This is a genomic window from Geminicoccaceae bacterium, from assembly GCA_020638465.1.
In the GTDB taxonomy this organism is placed as follows: Bacteria; Pseudomonadota; Alphaproteobacteria; order Geminicoccales; family Geminicoccaceae; genus JAGREO01.
The window spans coordinates 1,437,511-1,456,197 of record JACKIM010000001.1 but is presented as its reverse complement, the minus strand read 5'-3'; the positions used below and the strand labels follow the sequence as shown (position 1 = coordinate 1,456,197).

Here is an 18,687-nt window from a genome sequence, read left to right as displayed (position 1 = left end):
GGCTATCCGTGGATGGGCCACATCCACAGCAGCAAGGGGATACCGATCAATACGAGGACGACCTGCAAAGGCAGGCCCATGCGCCAATAATCGCCGAAATTGTAACCGCCCGGCCCCATCACCAGCGTATTGTTCTGGTGGCCGATGGGCGTGAGGAAGGCGCAGGATGCGCCGATGGCCACGGCCATGATGAAGGTGTCGACATTGGCCTCCTGGGCCTGTGCCACGGCAATCGCCACCGGTGCCATGATGACCACGGTCGCCGCATTGTTGATGACGTCGGTGAGCAGCATCGTCATGAAGAACAGGATGACCAGCGATATCATCGGACCGTTGTCACGGGCGATGCCGATGATGAGTTGGGCGAACATGGTCGCCAGCCCCGTGGTTTCCAGCGCGTCCCCGATGGGGATCATGCACGCCAGCAGGAGGATCACGGGCCACTCCACCGCGTCATAGATCTCGCGGGTGGGAATGATACCCGCGACCACCATGAGGAACACCGCCGAACCGAGAGCGATCTCCAACGGCAATATTCCCAACCCCGACAACAGGATCGCCGACACGAACAGGGCTATGGTCGGGAGCGCCATGCTCTTCTTGCGCTTGCCCACGTCGAGTTCGCGGCCGGCAAGAGGCAGGAACCCCAGAAGACGCATGACCTCGCCGAGCCTCTGCTCCTCCCCCTGCAACAGCAGCACGTCGCCGGCACGGACCACCACCCGGTCGATCCTGTCGCGGACCCGCGCGCCCTGACGTGCGACCGCCAGCAGGTTGACATTGAACTGGTGTGCGAGCCGCTCGCGGGTATCGCTGCAACCGTCGAGGTCGGAACCGTGGGTCACGACCACCTCGGCCAGACGGACATCGTCATTGCTGAGCAGGCTCATGGCCGCGCCGCCCTTCTGTCCCTCTATTTCAAGATCGAAATGCTCAAGCAGCCGCGGCAGCGCGGCCGGAGAGACTTCGACGATGAGGACGTCATCGGGACGCACGAGGAAACGCCTGGGCACGTTCGGTACCCTGCGGCCATCGCGCAGCAGACCCAGAATGGCCACGTCGAGTTCACGGAACTGGTTGGCAACATCGCCGATGGTCTGGCCGATCAGCTTGTTCCTGGCTCCGCAGCGCACTTCGGTGACATAGTCGCCGATATCGAGGAAATCCTCCGTACCGGCTGCCGGACGGGCACGCTGGGGAAGGAAGCGCCAGCCAACCAGAGCAAGGAATGTCACCCCGACCACGGCCAGCGGCAGTCCGACCCATGTATAATCGAGCAGATGAAACGGCTCGCCCATGGCCTGTTCGCGATAACTCGCGGCGATGATGTTGGGCGGCGTTCCGATCAGGGTGACAAGTCCCCCCAGCAGCGCGGCGAACGAGATGGGCATCAGCAGCAGCGACGGCGAACGCCCCGCATTCTTGGCCGTGCGGATGGCCACCGGCAGCGTGAGGGCGAGAGCGCCCACATTGTTCATCACGGTCGACATCGCCGCGGTGACGCCCGCCAGCGCGCCGACATGGCTTGAAATGGTCCCTGTACGACGCGAGACCCAGTCGCTGATGCTGTTGGTGGCACCGCTGGTCATCAGCGCCCGGCTGAGGATCAGCATGAGGGCGACCGTGATGGTCGCCGTGTGCGAAAGCCCGTCAAAAGCCTGACCGATCGGCACCAGCCCGGCCATTACCGCCAGCATCAGGCCGCCGAAAGCGACGACATCATGGCGGATCCGTCCCCAGATGAAGAGGACGAGCATGAGGGCAAAGAGCAACAGCAGCGAGATCTGCGGTGTCGTCATTGAAACCCGACTGGTGAACGTTTCATTCCGGGGACCGGCCATTGTGCCGGCTCGATCGGAAAATCGTGCGGATGACCTGTCAAAGTCCGAGAGCGGTAACGGTTCCATCAATGGCCCTGCGGGCCTTTTCGACGATCTCGTCGACATGATGGCGCTCGATGATGAGCGGCGGGGCAAGGATCATCGCATCACGGACAGCACGCATGACGAGACCTCCGTCAATCGACAGTTCCCGACAAGTGTAACCGACCTTGCGCTCGCTCGGGAAGGGCTTGCGTGTCGCCTTGTCCTCGACAAGTTCGATGGCGGCCAGGTAACCCTGACTGCGGACTTCCCCCACCAACGGATGATCAGCAAGTGTGGCAATCTGCTCGCGAAAATAACAACCCACCGGACCGGAGGCTGCCATGTGCAGATCTTCCTCCTCGATGATGCGTATATTCTCCAGCGCCACCGCGGCCGCGACAGGGTGGCCGGAATAGGTCACGCCATGCGCATATTCCTTCTCGCCGGCCCAGACCACGTCGCCCACGCGCTTGCCCAGGGCGGCAGCAGAGATCGGCAGGTAGCCCGATGAAAGGCCCTTGGCCATGGCGATGATATCCGGCTGGATGTCGAAGGTCTCGCTTCCCCACCAGTTGCCGGTACGGCCGAAACCGCAGATCACCTCGTCGGCCACCAGCAGGACGTCGTTTTCCCGGCAGATGCGCTGGATTTCGGGCCAGTAGGTGTCGGGCGGGATGATGACGCCCCCCGCGCCCTGAATGGGCTCCGCGTAGAATGCCGCCACCTTGTCGGCACCGATGGCCCGGATCTTGTCCTCGAGCCATTTCGCGGCCCTGCGACCGAACGCGGCCGGATCCTCCCCCTCGCCCACCGCGAACCAGTAGGGATTGCCAATATGATGGAAGCGGTCGAGCGGGAGATCGAAGGGCTCGTGCATGAAGCTCATGCCGGTGAGACTGGCCGAACCGAGACCGACGCCATGATAACCCAGTGTTCGGCTGATGAAATGCTTCTTTTCCGGTTTGCCCATCAGGTTCCAGTAATACCAGATGGTCTTGATGATGGTGTCGTTGGTCTCTGATCCCGAATTGTTGAAGATCACCCTATCCATGCCCGACGGGAGGATCCCGGCAAGCCTTGCGGCCAGTTCGGCCACCGGTGGTGTCGTCGTCTGGAAGAAGGTGTTGTAGTAGGGAAGGTCATGCAGCTGTTGATAGGCGGCTTTCGCCAGCCTTTCCCGGCCGTAGCCGACATTGACGCACCACAGTCCCGACATGCCGTCGAATATCTTCTTGCCGTCGGCATCATAGATATAACATCCCTCGGCACGCGTGATGACCCGCGCTCCCTTCCGGGACAGTTCCCTGAACACGGTGAACGGGTGCAGGTGGTGCCGGTCATCGAGCTCGCGAATCCTCTGCGCCGATAAGGCTTCTGTCATCAACAGGGCTCCAGCATGATATCAGACGGGGGAAATCCTCCGGATGCCCCTGCCGGTTGCGACACACGTCATACGTTCAAGAGCAGGTGCTCGCGCTCCCAGGAGCTGATGACGCTCTGATAGGCGTCGTGCTCCGCGAGCTTCACTGCCAATAGCACCTTGACGAACTGTTCGCCCAGACACTCCTTCAGCGGTGTGGAGCTGTTCAGCTTCTTCAACCCTTCGGGCATCTGCTGCGGCAGTGTCTGGGCGAGGCGATAGGCACTGCCGGTGATCGGGTCGGTGGGCTCGAGTCCATCGACCATGCCCAGATACCCGCAGGCCAGAGATGCTGCAATCGCGAGGTAGGGATTGGCGTCGGCTCCTGCGATACGGTTCTCGACGCGGCGCGCTTCAGGCGTCGATGCCGGGACACGCAGGCCGACCGTGCGGTTCTCCCAGCCCCAGTGGACATTGATAGGGGCGGTCGACCAGCGGCGCAGACGACGATAGGAATTCACATTGGGGGCCAGCAACGGCATCGCCTGCGGCAGATATTTCTGCAACCCGGCGATGAAACTCAAGAACAATGGCGAATAGGCTTCTTCGCCATTCCCGGCAAACAGGTTGTCGCCTGTCCCCGCATCGTAGATCGACAGGTGCACATGCATCGAACTGCCCGGCTCGCCTTCCATCGGCTTGGCCATGAAGGTGGCGTAGATGTCGTGCTTGAGCGCCGCCTGGCGCAGCGTCCGCTTGAACAGGAAGGCCTGGTCGGCCAGCTCCAGCGGATCTCCATGATTGAAGTTGATCTCCATTTGCGCAGCACCAGCTTCGTGGATCAGCGTATCGACATCCAGCGCCTGCGCTTCGCACCAGTCATAGACATCCTCGAATACCGGATCGAACTCGTTGACGGCATCGATGCCGTAGCTCTGCCTTGCGGTCTCGGCGCGCTTTGAACGGCCGATCGGCGGTTCGAGCGGATAGTCCGGATCGGCATTGACTCTCGTGAGGAAGAATTCAAGCTCCGGGGCGACCACCGGTCGCCAGCCCCTCGCCGCATACAGCTCCAGAACCTTGCGCAGCACGAAACGTGCGGAAATCTCCACCGGATCGCCGTCATGGTGAAAACAGTCGGCAATTACCTGCGCCGTGGGCTCATCATACCATGGGACAACCCTGATCGTCGACGGGTCGGCGCGCAACCGCACATCGCGATCGGTGGGGTCGATGACGTCTCCTTCGGGATAATCGCCGGTCACCGTCTGGATGAAGATGCTTTCCGGCAGTCGGAGACTGTCATCCCGAGTAGATTTTATGAACTTGTAGCCGGGCAGGATCTTGCCCCGCGCAACCCCGTTAATATCGGCAACGATGCATTCGACCTCCGTAATGCGTCGTTCCTTCAGCCAACTTTCCAGGTCAACCATGTTCCGTTCTCATATCCCCGACCATCAGTCCCGATGTACGGCCGCGCCCCGACAGGCGTTCCCGAACCCCTCGAAAAGGGCGAGGTTGAAGGGGTGACTGCGGACTTGATACTCCGGATGCCACTGAACCGCGAGCACGAAGCCTTTGGGTTGACTCAACGATACGGCCTCGATGGTACCGTCATCCGCCTGCGCCTCGATAACCAGCGGTTCGGCCAGGCGATCGATTGCCTGCGCGTGCAACGAATTGACGGCAACGCGCCCGGTCAGTCCGGTGATCCGTTCGAGAAGCCCGCCCGGCCGCAGGCTGACAAGGTGAGCATCGAGATAGCGTTCGTCCGCCGGAACGGTCTTGTTCGAGCGGTGGTCGATACGACCCGGAACCTCATGCACGCGCTGATGCAAGCTGCCGCCCAGGGCGACATTGAGTTCCTGAATGCCGCGGCAGATGCCCAGCAAGGGCAGGCCACGCGCGACCGCCGCACGGATCAGCGGCAGCGTGGTTGAATCGCGGGCCGGGTCGCGCAGATGCCTGTCGAGCGGCTCTCCACCACCATAATGGAAGGGCTCGACATTGGAAGGACTGCCCGTGAGCACCAATCCCTCGATGCGCTCAAGCCAGGTCTCGACATGGGCACCCTCGCCGATGGCCGGCAGAAGCACCGGCGCAACACCGGCGCCCTCAAGCAGTCCCTCGATGTAGCGCTCGCGCACAGTGTGGGCGGTACCACTGCCGATTTCACGCAAACAGCAGCAGATCGCCACAAGAGGAACTTTAGATTTTCTATTCATAAGAGAATTCTATCGGAAGATATTCAACTCAGACAAGGCAATTTCCCGATCGGCGGCCAACGCCCCGATCTCATGTGCAGGATAGACCGCGACCCCGTGGCGTGTCAGCAGCGCTGCGACCACCCCCAGCCCCACCTGCCTGCGTCCGTCGAAATGGCCGGAATAGACGAAGGTCGAGCCACAGGACGGGCTGCCATCGGTGAGCAGGGCAAACCGGCAGCGATGAGCCAGCACCTCGGCCAGCGCCCTGGCCGCACCATCCATGAACGCCTGACTGACGTCCTCGCCGGAACTGGTGAGGATTCGGCCCCTGCCATTCAGCACGTCATCGGCATCCTTGCCGGGTTCGATTTCCGCCGGAGGACGCGGAACCGCCAGGCCGGCGGCCACCTCGGGACAGAAGGGCACCAGCGCTCCTTCCCTGCGCCAGCTTTCAAGCCGATGATCCCCAAGCCGGCGATGCCCGCCATCATATCGAACAGCGTGCCCCAGCAAACAGGCACTGACAAGGATACGCATCAAGGGTTCCCTTATTCCCGCCGGGTCCGGCAGCCTCGGACGCCAGCGACACACAACAAAAATCCCGCCCGGTGGGGAGGAACCGGGCGGGAATTCGGTCTATTGGTCCGAAAACCGGAAGACCGAAAGCACGTTATCGATGGAGAGAAAGAAAATGCTGCACCTCAGGCGGCGTCACTGGCCGACGTCTCAATGACGGTCGGTCGCTTTGCACCACCAATCTGCACCTTGCGGGGCTTCATCGCATCGGGGACTTCACGGCGCAGTTCGATACTCAGCAAGCCGCGCTCCAGGGATGCACCGTCGACGCGGACATGATCCGCCAACTGGAAACGATGTTCGAAGGCGCGCTGGGCAATCCCCCGATGAAGGAATTCGACATTCTGGTCAGCCTTGGCAATCTGACCCTTGACGATCAGCATGTTCTCATGGGCGGTGATGTCGAGGTCTTCCTCGGCAAAACCGGCAACAGCCATGGTGATCCGGTACTTGTCCTGCCCCAGCTTTGCGATGTTGTAGGGCGGATACGAATTCTCGCGGGCACTGTCGCGAAGGGCCGAGTCAAGCAGCTTGTCAAGCTGGTCGAAACCGACCGTGGAACGGAAAAGGGGGCTCAGGTCGAAATTACGCATCATGTTCTCCAAAAAGCGACATGAACAGCGCGAACCTGCCTGATGAAGCACAAGTCCGCGCCATGACTTGATGAAGGCGGGCCAGCATGCCCACCCGGGCTCTACGAAAGCGGTCCTCAAGGCAACCGCACGAATTAGATGTGGTCGGGACTTGCCGGGTTTCAAGGTGCGTGCGATTTTTGTTGTCGGACAGGCACGTGCCCATCGGGGCACGGACATTCACACGGAGCCGGACCCGTTGACCAAGCGCTTCCCGTTGTACAGCCAGTTGTACAGCCCCCTTCCCGGAAGGGCAGGACAATGAACGACCGTCCCGTCCATGTCGTGGGAGGCGGGCTTGCGGGATCGGAAGCAGCCTGGCAGCTTGCGCGTTGCGGTGTTCCCGTCAAACTGCATGAAATGCGCCCGATGCGCCGCACGGAAGCCCATCAGACCGATGGTCTGGCCGAATTGGTCTGCTCGAACTCGTTTCGCTCCGACGATGCACTGAACAACGCCGTGGGCCTCCTGCACGAGGAAATGCGCCGCGTCGGGTCGCTGGTCATGCGCTCGGGCGATGAGTCCAAGCTACCGGCAGGTGGAGCCCTGGCCGTCGATCGGGAGGCGTTTTCCGCGAGGGTTCAACAGGCGATCCTCGATGAACCGCTGATCGAGTTGCATCGCGAGGAACTCACGACTCTGCCCGATGCCGGGGACGGCCTTGCCATCATCGCCACCGGCCCGCTCACCTCGCCGGCACTGGCCCGCGCGATAGGCGAAGCGACGGGCGAAACCTCGCTGGCATTCTTCGATGCCATTGCTCCCATCCTTCACCGCGACAGTATCGACCTCGATGTGGCATGGTTTCAATCGCGCTATGACAAGCCGGGTCCCGGCGGTGGCACTGCCGATTATATCAACTGCCCGCTGGACGAGGCGCAATACGAGGCGTTCATCGATGCGCTGCTTGCGGCCGAGAAGACCACCTTCAGGGCCTGGGAGGCTGACACACCCTATTTCGAGGGCTGCCTGCCGATCGAGGTGATGGCGGAACGCGGTCGCGAAACCCTGCGGTTCGGCCCGATGAAACCGGTGGGACTGACCGATCCGCGTACCGGAAAACGGCCGCATGCCGTCGTACAGTTGCGTCAGGACAACAGGCTTGGCACCCTGTACAACATGGTCGGGTTCCAGACCAAGCTGAAGCATGGCGAGCAGAAGCGGGTGTTCTCGATGATTCCGGGCCTTGAGGAAGCCGTCTTCGCCCGCCTCGGGGGTATCCATCGCAACACCTTCATCAACAGCCCCCGGCTGCTTGACGGCGAATTGCGGCTCAGGTCGGCGCCGCATGTTCGCTTTGCAGGGCAGATCACCGGATGCGAAGGGTACGTGGAGAGTGCTGCCGTAGGGCTGATGGCAGGGCTGGCTGCCGCTTCCGAATGGCATGGGCGCGCGTTCCGGCGGCCACCTCCCGAGACCGCCCATGGCGCGATCCTCGAGCATGTGACCGGCGGCGCCGACGCATCCACCTTCCAGCCGATGAACGTCAATTTCGGTCTCTTCCCGCCGCTTGCGACCAGGGTTGGGAAACGCGATCGCAAGCCCGCAATGGCGCGGCGGGCACTGGATCACATCGACGAATGGATCGCAACTTATGGGCTAAGGCAGTTGGGGGCTTGTCAATCGAGTTCCGCAGCCTAGAACAACACCTCAAACATCCATGCTGGCGGATCAGCGAATCCATGCATGGTGGTATTGCGATGAGTGAATACCAGATCTTGTGTTTGACGCCTTGAAAGCATACAAAAGATCGGAGCAAGGGGTGCATGAGCGCCGTGCAGGGGACAGGAGTGGACAACACATCGACATCGAGTTCGGGACTGGCTCTGGGAGGCGCATCTGATCTGCCCTTCCAGATTCGCGGTTCGTTGCAGACCGTGCTCTGCTTGCGCGTGCTTCGGCCCAATGATCCGGCCTTCTTCGAAAATCTGACTGCCAAGATTGCCCACAATCCCGAGTTCTTTCGCAATGCGCCACTGGTTATCGACGTAGGGACTGCCCTCGGGATGGATCCGTCCGATCTCAAGCTTCTGGTCGAGCGCCTGCGTTCGCAGCACCTTGCTCCCGTCGGCCTGCAGAATGGTTCCGATGAGTGGAACGAGGAGGCCGGACGGTTGGGGCTGGGCGTCTTCGCTGCTGGCGCCGAGCCGAAGCAGGCGCCGCCTCGCCGGCCGAATTCTCCCGCCCGTGGCGAACAGGTCAGGATCGAGCGGGTAGCCTCGGTGGTCGCGCGCCAGCCGGTACGCGGTGGCCAGCAGGTGATGAGCGAGGGGGATCTCGTCGTGATGGCGGCCGTCAGCTCCGGAGCCGAGATTGCCGCGGTGGGCAATGTTCATGTCTACGGCTCGCTGCGCGGGCGCGTCTTTGCCGGTATCGACGGAGACGAGACCACCATGATTTTCTGCGACCAGATGAATGCCGAGCTGGTCTCGATTGCCGGCATCCATGCGGTCAACGAGGATATCGACGAGCGTCTGCTGGGCAAGCGGGTGCGCGTTTCGTGCGAAGGTCAAAGGCTGCACTTCCAGCCCTTGCCCTAGAGTTGACGGGCCTGTGTCATCCATTGAGGTGCACGCCCACGTATTCGGTGCTGTTCTCAGGAGGTTCCTTTGACCAAGGTCATTGTCGTCACATCTGGAAAGGGCGGGGTCGGCAAGACAACTTCCGCAGCCGCGATCGCCACGGGTCTCGCCCTCAAGGGGAAGAAGACCGTCGTCATCGACTTCGATGTCGGACTGCGCAACCTCGACCTCATCATGGGCTGTGAGCGGCGTGTCGTGTTCGACTTCATCAACGTCATCAATGATGGCATTCGCCTCAACCAGGCGTTGATCAAGGACAAGCGAGTCGATAATCTCTACATCCTTCCCACATCCCAGACGCGCGACAAGGATGCGCTCAGTCGGGAGGGCGTGGAAATGGTCATCGACGAGTTGCGCAAGGACTTCGACTTCATCATCTGCGACAGCCCGGCCGGCATCGAGATGGGCGCCTTCATGGCACTTTATTTCGCCGACGAGGCCATTGTCGTGACCAACCCGGAGGTCTCCTCGGTCCGGGACAGTGACCGCATTCTGGGCATCCTCAACAGCAAGTCCAAGCGCGCCGAAGAGGGCAACGGTTCGGTCAAGGCTCACCTGTTGCTGACCCGTTACGATCCGAACCGCGTGGAAAAGGGCGAGATGGTCCGGCTCGATGATGTTCTCGAAATCCTCGCCATTCCCGTGCTCGGCGTGATTCCCCAGTGCCCATCGGTACTGCAGGCATCCAATCTGGGCATGCCGGTCACTCTCGATGAGAAGTCTCCGGCAAGCCAGGCCTACCTCGACGCCGTCAGGCGCCTGCTCGGCGAGGAAGTCGAAATGCGCTTTCTCGAACCGCAGAAGCGGGGTCTGATGAGCTGGCTCTGGAGGAGAAGTGCATGAGGCTTTTCGATTTCTTCAAGCTCTCGCAGTTGTCGCGCCGGGGCCCGTCCTCGGCCGATACGGCAAAACAGCGGCTTCAGGTGCTCGTGGCACTCGATCGCAAGTGTGGCGGGGGACCCGACTTCCTGCCCCTGATGCAAAAGGAGCTGATCGAGGTCATCCGCAAATATGTCGAGATCGACGACGAGAAGGTGAATGTCGACTTCCAGGCCGGCACCGGATTCTCGACCCTCGAAGTCAACATCGAGATCCCGGGCCAACCCCTGAAAGCCGCTGTCTGACGCTGCACGGCATGCAGGCGCGATAATCGACCTTCAACCGCACTTTTCGTTTCCGCCCCGCTTCGCTAGGTTCATCCGGCAATTCTGCAAAAGGGGAGGAAATTGGTGTGCTCGTCACAGTGACGTCACTCAAGCGTCTCGTTCAGGCCATTTTCGTCGAAGCCGGATGTCCCGACGACGAAGCCGTTCGTATCGCGCACTATCTCAGCAAGGCCAACCTGACCGGTCACGACAGTCATGGCGTGATCCGTGTTCCACGCTATGTCGAGTGGATCGGCATCGGCCGTGTGAAGCCCGGCCAGCATGTTGAACGACTGGTCGATACGCCGGCCATCACCATGCTCGATGGCAAGCACGGCATGGGTCAGACGGTCGGTCCCGAGGCTTGCCAGATCGGCATCGAGAAGGCCGAAGCTCACGGCGTGTCGGTAGTGGCATTGCGCAATGCCGGACACCTGGGCCGTATTGGCGACTATGCCGAAATGGCTGTGAAAGCCGGGTTGGTTTCACTGCATTTCGTCAATGTTCACAGTTCATTGCTGGTCGCGCCCTATGGCGGTCGGGACCGCCGCACATCGACCAATCCCATAGCCATCGGTGTCCCGACCCGCGACGGCAAGCCCTTCATCCTCGACTTCGCCACGTCGATGGTCGCCGAGGGAAAGGCGCTGGTGGCTCGTCAGGGGGGCAAGCCGATCCCCGGCGACGCGCTTGTCAGCCCCGACGGTACGCTCACCAACGATACCTCCGCCCTTTATGGACCTCCGCCGGATGATGGTTATCCCGACCCCACGAAAGGACCGGGTGCGCTGCGCACCTTCGGCGAACACAAGGGCTCGGGCCTGTCGCTTGCCTGCGACCTGCTCGCCGGCGCGCTGGGCGGGTCCGGTGCCAACAAGGGCGAAGTGGGGATATTCCACAACGGCATGCTTTCGATCTATCTCAAGCCTTCCTTCTTCGGCGGGGAAGAGGCGTTGCGCGATGAAGCCCAGGCCTATGTTGACTGGATTCACGCGAGCGAACCTGCCGACCCGGACACGCCCGTGATGGTTCCGGGCGACAAGGAGCGCAAGCTTGAGAGCGAACGCACAGCCAACGGAATACCCCTTCCGGAGGATACCTGGAACGCCATTCTCGGTGCTGCCCGCTCGGTGGGTATCGATGACGGCCGCATCAACGATCTTTTGGGATAAGTCATGACCCTGGAACAATCACTTCTCGACCATCTGGCCGGCTTCGATACACCGACCATCTGCAACGCGCTGGAAGTCGTCTATGGCGACCGGGTGATAACCGGTTTCACCACCAAGCCGTTCTTTTGCGCTTTCCCCGACATGAAACCCATCGTCGGTTTCGCCCGTACCTCCACGATGCGCGCGGTTCAGGGTTCCAGGCTTGCCGGTGCCGAAGCCAAGGCCCACCGCCTCGCCTATTACGAATACGTGGCCAGCAAGCCCGGCCCGACGATTGCCGTTGTCCAGGACCTCGATCCCCAACCGGGGATCGGTGCCATGTGGGGCGAGGTCAACACGGCTGTGCATCGTGGTCTCGGCGTACTCGGCTGCATTACCAACGGCTCTATCCGCGACCTCGATGCCGTCGACTCCCGCTTCCAGCTTCTGGCCGGCCTCGTCGGCCCGAGCCATGCCAAGGTGCATGTCGAAGCCTTCAACGTGCCGGTCAATATCCACGGGATGACGGTCAATCACGGAGACCTCATCCACGCCGACCGCCATGGTGCCGTGGTCATCCCGCATGACCGCGTTGCCGAATTGCCAGCGGCCATCGATCTTTGTGTGCGCAAGGAGGAACCCGTTCTCAAGGCGGCACGCAGTCATGACTTCTCCATCGAGAAGCTGCGCGCGGCAATGGGAGAAGCGGAGGATATCCACTAACCCGCTCCATTCATCGACGATTCGTTTTCGGGCTGGCGGGCATGGCCCAGGTATCCGGGATGGTACAAGGAACTGGCGTTCGAGCCCGTTCCGTACGACCGACCGGTCTGGTCATGCTCGCCATGACCGGCAATGGCCATTTGCCGCTCGCCCTGCCAGCGGTGTTCCGCAAGAAGATCATCGCCGCGTTCGATGGCGGGTGGGTCATTTTGGCGGCGTGTGGTTGTCGGTTCAAATCGCGAGACGGCCCGGCCGGCAGCACAGCAACCGATGGCGAGCGGCACGACCCGTTACGGGCGGCCTGTTCTCCACCCGGCTGCTTGTGGCAGGGTGGTCATTATAACAGCAAGGCCCCGTTTGCTCGAAGGCAAACGGGGCCATATTGTCATTGCCGTAAGGCTTTCCGGTTTTTGAACCGAAAACTCACCGTATCATGACACGGTACATACTGCCGAAGGCAGTTGAAGAAATTTCCGATAGCCCTGTATGGTGTCATCAATCATGCTGCAGACGACACAACCCTCCAAGCACTGACATTTCATTACGCAGTATATACTGCATAATGAGAAGGTATAATCTGGAAGGATATCAGGACCGAAAAGAACAAGTGGGTGGCAGAGTCTCCATCATATTCTCCACACTGGAAGTTGACGGAATTGCTTACCTTATCAGATCACGCCTACTTGCGTGACCAACACTTGACCTCCTGTGATAGTCTATCGGTGTACTGGGAAATATGCACTTTTCCCGCATTTCGTGTCAATCACAAAAGTTCCGGCACTGTCCGTTTCGAACCACCTCCATCACAGCTGCAGGGCATCGGGAATACCGGCGGGTGTCGGCACGACGCGTACCCCCGCACGCTCCAGGGCCCTGCGCTTGCTGGCGAACGATCCCTTGCCACCGACGACGATCGCCCCGGCATGCCCCATCCTGCGGCCTTCGGGCGCGGCAGCGCCGGCGATGAAGGCGGCAACCGGCTTGGTCATGGTGCTCACATATTCAGCGGCAGCTTCCTCCATCGATCCACCAATCTCACCCACGATGGCGATCGCTTCGGTATGTTCATCGGCATCGAGAATGCGCACGGCATCCAGCGTCGTGGTGCCGGTCACCGGATCGCCGCCGATACCTATGAAATGCGAGATACCGAGTCCGGCCTGGCACAGGCGCAGGCAGACAAAGGTTCCCAGCGAGCCGGACCGGGAGATGACCCCCACGGTGCCTGAACGAAAGATGCGCGGATTGGAGGCCGGCATGAAGCCGACAAAGCTCTCGCCCGCGGTAACGATGCCAGCCGTGTTGGGACCGATCACCTGCGCCCCCGCCTCGCGTGCGGCAGCGAGCACCCACATGACGTCGTGCACCGGCACGTGCTCGGTCAGGATGACAAGCTTGCGGATACCGGCAGCAAGGGCATCAAGGGCTGCGGCCTTGACACCTTGCGGCGGAATGAACAGCACCGTCGCATCGATGGCGACATCGCCCGCGGCCTCGACTGCCGATCCCCAGACCGGAAGGCCGATGTGTCGGGTTCCGGCCTTCTTCGGATTGACGCCGCCGATGATGCCGGTGCCATACTCGCGCATGCGCCCTGTCCAGAAGGTGCCCTGCCTGCCGGTCATGCCCTGGACGAGAACCGTCTCGTTCCCGCCGACGATCATCGTGCAGCCTCGACCGCCGCGACGACCGCATCGTCCATCAACTCGAACGGTTCCATTCCCAGCCTATCCCGGATCATGGCAATGGCCTCCTCGTCGCCCGTGCCATGGATCGTGAAGAATACGGGCATGTCGTCGGGGACCTCGTCCCATGCGGCAAGCAGTCCCTCGGTCATCACATCGGTGCGGGCGAACGCACCGCAGAAATTGACCAGCAAGCTCTTCACCCTCGGGTTCGACAGCACCAGCGACAGGGCATCCTTGGCCCGCGTGTAGGCATCGCCGCCGATCTCGAGAAAATTGGCCGGCCGGCCACCATAGTGAGTGACCGCATCCATTGTCGTCATGGTCAGTCCTGCACCATTGGCGAGAATGCCCACGTCACCGTCCAGCTCGATGTACCGCAACCCCATGTCCCGTGCCCGGGCCTCCAGCGCCGTCAGCCGTTCCGGCTCGCTGATCTCGACCAGGTCCGGCTGCCGCCAGGCCGACGAGTCGTCAAAGGCGAGCTTGCAATCGAGGGCCACGAGTTCGCCGTCCACGGTACGCACCAGCGGGTTGATCTCCAGCAGCTCCGCATCGGCCTCGATGAACAGCAGATAGAGGATCTGAATGAGTTGCGAGACGCCACGTTCCAGCGGAACCTGCCCCATGCCATCACGGATGTCGACCGGCAGGCGCAGCAGCGTTTCCGGCCGTTCACGCACCAGGTCCTCGACCTCCATCCCGCCCTCGGCGCTGAAAAGCAGCATCGGCCCTTTCGTTTCCGGATCGTTGACGAGCGCGACATAGATCTCCTCGACGATCTCGACCTGCTGTTCCACGAGCAATTCGCGGACCACATGCCCGCCGATGACCATGTCGAAGACCTGCTCGGCTGCCGCCACGGCCTCCTCGATGTTGTCCGCCAGCCGGATGCCACCCGCCTTGCCGCGCCGTCCCGCGGGTACCTGAGCCTTGACGACGCAGGGTCCGAGCGCCTCGGCCGCGACAGCCACCTCGTCCAGATTCCGGCAGACATATCCTTGGGGAACATTGATTCCGGCGACCGCCAGCAATGACTTGCCCGCATGTTCGAGAAGATTCATCGGCCGAATTTCTCCCAGTAGGCTCCGAACAGCTCCTCTTCGGCAGGCCTGTCTTCCTTGATGGTTGTCACCAGATGGGTGATATTGACGAAGTGGTGCCAGGCGAGGTTCCCGCTGATCGAGTTCCCGGCCCAGGTACCGCACCCCATGCTCAGCGTGAACGGCAGGCCCGTATCGAAGCCGCCACCATTGGCGAAGGTGTGGGCCTGATTGACCAGCACCCGGACCACGTCGACTGTCCGCGCCAGCTCATGGGCGCGATCCATGTTGCGCGTGTGGATGCCGATGGAATGCCCCCGGCCCTGATGATCGAGAATGGCCCGGGCGATCCGCCCTGCATCGGAAAAATCGCGGGCGCGATAGAGCGTCAGGACCAGCGACAGCTTCTCGCCCGACAGCGGATGCCCCGGCCCGACGCCGCTGTCCTCCACCATCACGAACCGCGCGTCCGTTCGCGAAAGACCGAAGACCCGGGCAAGCACGGCATAGTCTCGTGCAATGACATCCCGCCCGAGCCTGCCGTTCACCCAGAGCCGATCAATGATACGCGCCCGTTCGTCACTGTCGGCGAGATAGCCTCCCGCTTTCTCCAGGGCGGATACCATCTCGTCATATACATCATCGACAATGACGAGACTGTTCTCCGAACTGCACGATGTGGCATTGTCGAAACATTTCGAACGGGCGATTTTTTCCGCCGCGTCGTCGAAATCCGCGCTTTCGTCAATAATCACCGGCACATTGCCGGCGCCGACGCCGATGGCGGGCGTGCCGGAGGCATAAGCGGCCCGCACGTTGTTCTGACTGCCGGTACATACCACGAGGTCGACCGCCCTCATCAGGGCCGCCGTCCGTTCACGATCGACCGGCTGGGGCACGATCTGCACCAGATCCGCAGGCGCCCCTGCCCGCTCCAGTTCACTGCGCATGTTGGCAACTGTCGCCGCCGTCGCCTCGAAGGCTGCCGGCGAAGGCGCGATGATCACCGCATTGCCGCCCTTCACCGCCATCATCGCCTTGTTCACGGGCGTGGCCGACGGGTTGGTCGAAGGGGTCACCGCCGCCACGACACCAACCGGCTTGGCATATTTTACCAGACCGCGAGTTTCGTCCCGCGCAACGGCGCCAGTCGACTTCACCCGCAACAGGTCACGCAACGTTCCGAACGTCTTGCGCTGGTTCTTGGCGACCTTGCTCTCGACCTCCCCCAGGCCCGTCGTCGCCACTGCCAGCTCGGCCATCGCCCGCGCGCGGCCCGGTTCATAAAGCGACCAGGCCAGCGCCGTGACAGCCTCGTCAATCGCCTGCTGGTCATCGTTGCGAAAGGCGCCCATGGCCTCGCGCGCCCTTCCGACCAACGTGGCGACAATCTCTTCGGCCGCCATCGGCACCTGCCCTCCCGCACCGTTTCCCAGCGTGTTGCCGGGCAGTCTAACAGCCCACCGGCAAAATGCCGATAGTGGGGTGCACACCGCCGCAATCATCGGCGCATCAAGGTCCATTGCCCACCGGACCTGGCCCGGGAAAAATTTTCGGCAGTCGTTTTCATCGGGGCGTTGTTAATAAAATTCTTACCGTTTCAGGTTATCTTCCCTGCACCACCGCAATGCTGGAACGGGGCCCTTGACGGACCGACTCGACAAGCTTCGCCAAATGATTACGCATCATGGTACGCCCGAAGCCGAACGCTGCGCGGCACTCAAGAGGCTCGAAGCGCTGCTAGGTCATCGCACCGACAAGTCGGAAGCTCCTCTGCAACCGGCGATGATCACGCGTTCGGTCCGTATCGGCCATCGCCGCCGGCCTACCGCCATTGATGAATTCGTCCGTCTTGAACTGTATACTCCCGAGCACACCTACGGAGATGTCATCCGGGACATCTACCTGGCCTGCCAGGCCAGCAACGCCATTCCTTTCGGCGTCGATTTCGGCTTTCACCAGTCCGATGAGGCCGTCATTGCAATTCGTTTCCGCGCGGGCATGATGGGCGATCCGATGGATTTCCAAAGCGAAATCCGTCACCACTGGCCGAAGGCACGGGTCACGCTTTCGACTCAGGAAAAGGTCGATGAGCGCATTCTCCTCCTTTATCTGGGCGTTCACCAATGCGATCAGAAGACGGTTTCGAGCAACGTCGGATGATCGCGTCGCCAGCCGAAACCCCGGCGATTGCGGACGGGCAGTCGTGACACGCAACGGCAGCTGCGCTTTGATGGAGGCGTCCGGTCGAAATGACCGCAGTGTGCAGGGGGGAACGGAACATGGAGCGCAAGGTCGCCGTCGTTACGGGCGGGGCAAGCGGCATTGGCGAGGCTTCGGCACGCAGACTGGCTAAGGATGGGTACACGATCGCCATTCTCGATTGCGATACCGAACGCGCTCGGGCGGTCGCGGCCGACCTGCCGGATGCCATGGCCATCCAGACCGATGTTGCCGACCTGTCCGCAGTGGAAAATGCTGCGGGCCGGATCACCGAACAGTTCGAGCGCGTCGACGTTCTGCTGACCTCCGCCGGGATCCTGCAGGGAATCGATACGTTCACCTCGATGGACGTCGAGGCTCATGACCGCCTTTGGCGGGTCAATTACCATGGCACCGTCCATGCCTGCCGCGTTTTCGGACAGATCATGAAACGGCGCCGAAGCGGCGCGATTGTCACCGTCGGTTCGATCAACAGCTTTGCCGCCCTTCCCCTGCCCGCCTATTGCGTGAGCAAGACTGCCATATTGCGGCTCACCGAGATTCTTGCCGTCGAACTCGGTCCTTATGACATCCGCGTCAACGGTGTCGCACCGACTTATGTCATCACGCCTGCGATGCAGAGCCGTATTGACGCCGGCGAACGCGATCCCGGGCGGATCCGCGAGAGCGGCGCCCTCAACATGCTTGTCTATCCCAAACACATAGCCGATGTCGTTGCCTTCCTGGCCAGCGATGCCGCACGGGCGGTCACCGGTGTCATGATGCCGGTGGATGCGGGCTGGACCGCCGCCACGCCCTATCGCAGCTTTGTCGGCGGCATACCGGACCTCTGATCGATCATGCCCACGACAGCCCACGTCTTCATTGCCACCAGTCTTGACGGCTATGTCGCCCGCGCCGACGGTAATGTCGACTGGTTGACAGAATTCGACCGCCCCGACGAGGACTATGGTTACGCCGCCTTCATGGACAGCATCGACGGGCTGATCATGGGCCGCGGCACCTTCGATGTGGTTCGCCGGTTTGAAACCTGGCCTCACGAGAAACCGGTCCTCGTGGCCAGCCGCTCGATCGAGGCGGCAACTCTCCCGGCGGATCTCGCTGACCGGGTACAGGTCAGCGCCGCACGGCCGGAAGACCTTCTCGACAGGGCAGCCGAGACCGATTGGAAACGGGTCCAGGTCGATGGCGCCAGACTCGTGCAGTCCTTCTTGCGTGCCGGCCTGATCAGCGAGATGACAATCGCGCGCGTACCCGTTCTGCTGGGATCCGGACGACTGTTGTTCGGTTCGCTGGTCGAAGACATTGTCTTGTCGCATGTCGATACACGGCAATATCCCAGCGGTCTTGTAAGCTCACATTACAGGATTTCCCGACACCAGCATGATCAGGCTTCGGCCTGAACAAGTCTGGGAGCATTCACCTGCGGCAATCAGCTGGTGGACCGTCATGGGAATCCGGGCAAGCCTGACTGGCAAGAGAATCAACACTGGGC

General features: G+C 61.6%; 18 protein-coding genes. 9 read left to right on the top strand and 9 right to left on the bottom strand.

The genetic code is table 11. The features are described from left to right. Positions 1–2 precede the first annotated feature (2 nt). From H6851_06930 to H6851_06905, 6 genes are all read right to left on the bottom strand, one after another. On the bottom strand, positions 3–1,799 hold the full coding sequence (locus tag H6851_06930) for an SLC13 family permease (GenBank protein ID MCB9943342.1): 1,797 nt from the start codon (positions 1,797–1,799) through the stop codon (positions 3–5). 79 nt (positions 1,800–1,878) lie between these two features. Further along, positions 1,879–3,246: an aminotransferase class III-fold pyridoxal phosphate-dependent enzyme gene (locus tag H6851_06925; GenBank protein MCB9943341.1), complete on the bottom strand. Its 1,368-nt coding sequence runs from the start codon at positions 3,244–3,246 to the stop codon at positions 1,879–1,881. A gap of 68 nt (positions 3,247–3,314) precedes the next feature. Next, positions 3,315–4,658, bottom strand: a complete 1,344-nt coding sequence (locus tag H6851_06920) for a glutamine synthetase (protein ID MCB9943340.1) — start codon at positions 4,656–4,658, stop codon at positions 3,315–3,317. A 24-nt stretch (positions 4,659–4,682) separates the two neighbouring features. After that, positions 4,683–5,450: a gamma-glutamyl-gamma-aminobutyrate hydrolase family protein gene (locus H6851_06915; protein ID MCB9943339.1), complete on the bottom strand. Its 768-nt coding sequence runs from the start codon at positions 5,448–5,450 to the stop codon at positions 4,683–4,685. Positions 5,451–5,459: 9 nt separating this feature from the next. Then, positions 5,460–5,969 carry a DUF523 domain-containing protein gene (locus H6851_06910; protein MCB9943338.1) on the bottom strand — a complete coding sequence of 170 codons (510 nt, stop codon included), beginning with the start codon at positions 5,967–5,969 and terminating at the stop codon, positions 5,460–5,462. A gap of 164 nt (positions 5,970–6,133) precedes the next feature. Then, positions 6,134–6,601: an Hsp20 family protein gene (locus tag H6851_06905; protein ID MCB9943337.1), complete on the bottom strand. Its 468-nt coding sequence runs from the start codon at positions 6,599–6,601 to the stop codon at positions 6,134–6,136. Between the two features lie 300 nt (positions 6,602–6,901). Here H6851_06905 and trmFO point away from each other — a divergent pair, with 300 nt between their 5' ends. The 6 genes from trmFO (at position 6,902) to H6851_06875 (ending at position 12,241) form a co-directional block, all read left to right on the top strand. After that, positions 6,902–8,281 (top strand): methylenetetrahydrofolate--tRNA-(uracil(54)-C(5))-methyltransferase (FADH(2)-oxidizing) TrmFO, encoded by a 1,380-nt coding sequence (trmFO, locus tag H6851_06900; GenBank protein ID MCB9943336.1) that lies wholly within the window; start codon positions 6,902–6,904, stop codon positions 8,279–8,281. Positions 8,282–8,406: 125 nt separating this feature from the next. Further along, a complete protein-coding gene (gene minC, locus H6851_06895) occupies positions 8,407–9,180 on the top strand; it encodes a septum site-determining protein MinC (GenBank protein ID MCB9943335.1) in 774 nt (257 codons plus the stop codon). A 69-nt stretch (positions 9,181–9,249) separates the two neighbouring features. Further along, complete coding sequence (gene minD / locus H6851_06890) at positions 9,250–10,065, top strand: septum site-determining protein MinD (protein MCB9943334.1); 816 nt, start codon at positions 9,250–9,252, stop codon at positions 10,063–10,065. Next, complete coding sequence (gene minE / locus H6851_06885; GenBank protein MCB9943333.1) at positions 10,062–10,346, top strand: cell division topological specificity factor MinE; 285 nt, start codon at positions 10,062–10,064, stop codon at positions 10,344–10,346. Before minD ends, minE begins: the two co-directional genes overlap by 4 nt. A gap of 107 nt (positions 10,347–10,453) precedes the next feature. Continuing rightward, positions 10,454–11,539: a malate/lactate/ureidoglycolate dehydrogenase gene (locus H6851_06880; protein ID MCB9943332.1), complete on the top strand. Its 1,086-nt coding sequence runs from the start codon at positions 10,454–10,456 to the stop codon at positions 11,537–11,539. Between the two features lie 3 nt (positions 11,540–11,542). Then, a complete protein-coding gene (locus tag H6851_06875; protein ID MCB9943331.1) occupies positions 11,543–12,241 on the top strand; it encodes an RraA family protein in 699 nt (232 codons plus the stop codon). Positions 12,242–13,044: 803 nt separating this feature from the next. On the opposite strand, the gene H6851_06870 is transcribed toward H6851_06875, so the two are convergent. The 3 genes from H6851_06870 to H6851_06860 are packed head-to-tail and all read right to left on the bottom strand — an operon-like array spanning position 13,045 to position 16,375. Then, positions 13,045–13,905 (bottom strand): succinyl-CoA synthetase subunit alpha, encoded by an 861-nt coding sequence (locus H6851_06870; protein ID MCB9943330.1) that lies wholly within the window; start codon positions 13,903–13,905, stop codon positions 13,045–13,047. Next, the gene (locus H6851_06865; GenBank protein MCB9943329.1) at positions 13,902–14,990 is read right to left on the bottom strand and encodes an acetate--CoA ligase family protein; all 1,089 of its coding nucleotides are present in this window, start codon (positions 14,988–14,990) and stop codon (positions 13,902–13,904) included. The genes H6851_06870 and H6851_06865 overlap by 4 nt, the downstream gene beginning before the upstream one ends. Further along, on the bottom strand, positions 14,987–16,375 hold the full coding sequence (locus H6851_06860) for an aldehyde dehydrogenase family protein (GenBank protein ID MCB9943328.1): 1,389 nt from the start codon (positions 16,373–16,375) through the stop codon (positions 14,987–14,989). The genes H6851_06865 and H6851_06860 overlap by 4 nt, the downstream gene beginning before the upstream one ends. A gap of 268 nt (positions 16,376–16,643) precedes the next feature. Between H6851_06860 and H6851_06855 the strand changes: the two genes are divergently transcribed. The 3 genes from H6851_06855 to H6851_06845 all read left to right on the top strand — a co-directional run bounded on the left by H6851_06855 (position 16,644) and on the right by H6851_06845 (position 18,595). Beyond that, the gene (locus tag H6851_06855; GenBank protein MCB9943327.1) at positions 16,644–17,132 is read left to right on the top strand and encodes a hypothetical protein; all 489 of its coding nucleotides are present in this window, start codon (positions 16,644–16,646) and stop codon (positions 17,130–17,132) included. 119 nt (positions 17,133–17,251) lie between these two features. Further along, positions 17,252–18,025 (top strand): SDR family oxidoreductase, encoded by a 774-nt coding sequence (locus tag H6851_06850; GenBank protein ID MCB9943326.1) that lies wholly within the window; start codon positions 17,252–17,254, stop codon positions 18,023–18,025. A gap of 6 nt (positions 18,026–18,031) precedes the next feature. Further along, positions 18,032–18,595, top strand: a complete 564-nt coding sequence (locus H6851_06845; GenBank protein MCB9943325.1) for a dihydrofolate reductase — start codon at positions 18,032–18,034, stop codon at positions 18,593–18,595. Positions 18,596–18,687 lie beyond the last annotated feature (92 nt).

Excerpts from the sequence above, each read along its gene's own strand:
- H6851_06925 (MCB9943341.1), bottom strand. The coding sequence starts at position 3,246 with ATGACAGAAGCCTTATCGGCGCAGAGGATTCGCGAGCTCGATGACCGG.
- trmFO (MCB9943336.1), top strand. The coding sequence starts at position 6,902 with ATGAACGACCGTCCCGTCCATGTCGTGGGAGGCGGGCTTGCGGGATCG.
- minC (MCB9943335.1), top strand. The coding sequence starts at position 8,407 with ATGAGCGCCGTGCAGGGGACAGGAGTGGACAACACATCGACATCGAGT.
- H6851_06870 (MCB9943330.1), bottom strand. The coding sequence starts at position 13,905 with ATGATCGTCGGCGGGAACGAGACGGTTCTCGTCCAGGGCATGACCGGC.
- H6851_06855 (MCB9943327.1), top strand. The coding sequence starts at position 16,644 with ATGATTACGCATCATGGTACGCCCGAAGCCGAACGCTGCGCGGCACTC.
- H6851_06845 (MCB9943325.1), top strand. The coding sequence starts at position 18,032 with ATGCCCACGACAGCCCACGTCTTCATTGCCACCAGTCTTGACGGCTAT.
- H6851_06930 (MCB9943342.1), bottom strand. The coding sequence starts at position 1,799 with ATGACGACACCGCAGATCTCGCTGCTGTTGCTCTTTGCCCTCATGCTC.
- minE (MCB9943333.1), top strand. The coding sequence starts at position 10,062 with ATGAGGCTTTTCGATTTCTTCAAGCTCTCGCAGTTGTCGCGCCGGGGC.
- H6851_06850 (MCB9943326.1), top strand. The coding sequence starts at position 17,252 with ATGGAGCGCAAGGTCGCCGTCGTTACGGGCGGGGCAAGCGGCATTGGC.
- H6851_06860 (MCB9943328.1), bottom strand. The coding sequence starts at position 16,375 with ATGGCGGCCGAAGAGATTGTCGCCACGTTGGTCGGAAGGGCGCGCGAG.
- H6851_06910 (MCB9943338.1), bottom strand. The coding sequence starts at position 5,969 with ATGCGTATCCTTGTCAGTGCCTGTTTGCTGGGGCACGCTGTTCGATAT.
- H6851_06905 (MCB9943337.1), bottom strand. The coding sequence starts at position 6,601 with ATGCGTAATTTCGACCTGAGCCCCCTTTTCCGTTCCACGGTCGGTTTC.
- H6851_06875 (MCB9943331.1), top strand. The coding sequence starts at position 11,543 with ATGACCCTGGAACAATCACTTCTCGACCATCTGGCCGGCTTCGATACA.
- H6851_06915 (MCB9943339.1), bottom strand. The coding sequence starts at position 5,450 with ATGAATAGAAAATCTAAAGTTCCTCTTGTGGCGATCTGCTGCTGTTTG.
- H6851_06865 (MCB9943329.1), bottom strand. The coding sequence starts at position 14,990 with ATGAATCTTCTCGAACATGCGGGCAAGTCATTGCTGGCGGTCGCCGGA.
- H6851_06920 (MCB9943340.1), bottom strand. The coding sequence starts at position 4,658 with ATGGTTGACCTGGAAAGTTGGCTGAAGGAACGACGCATTACGGAGGTC.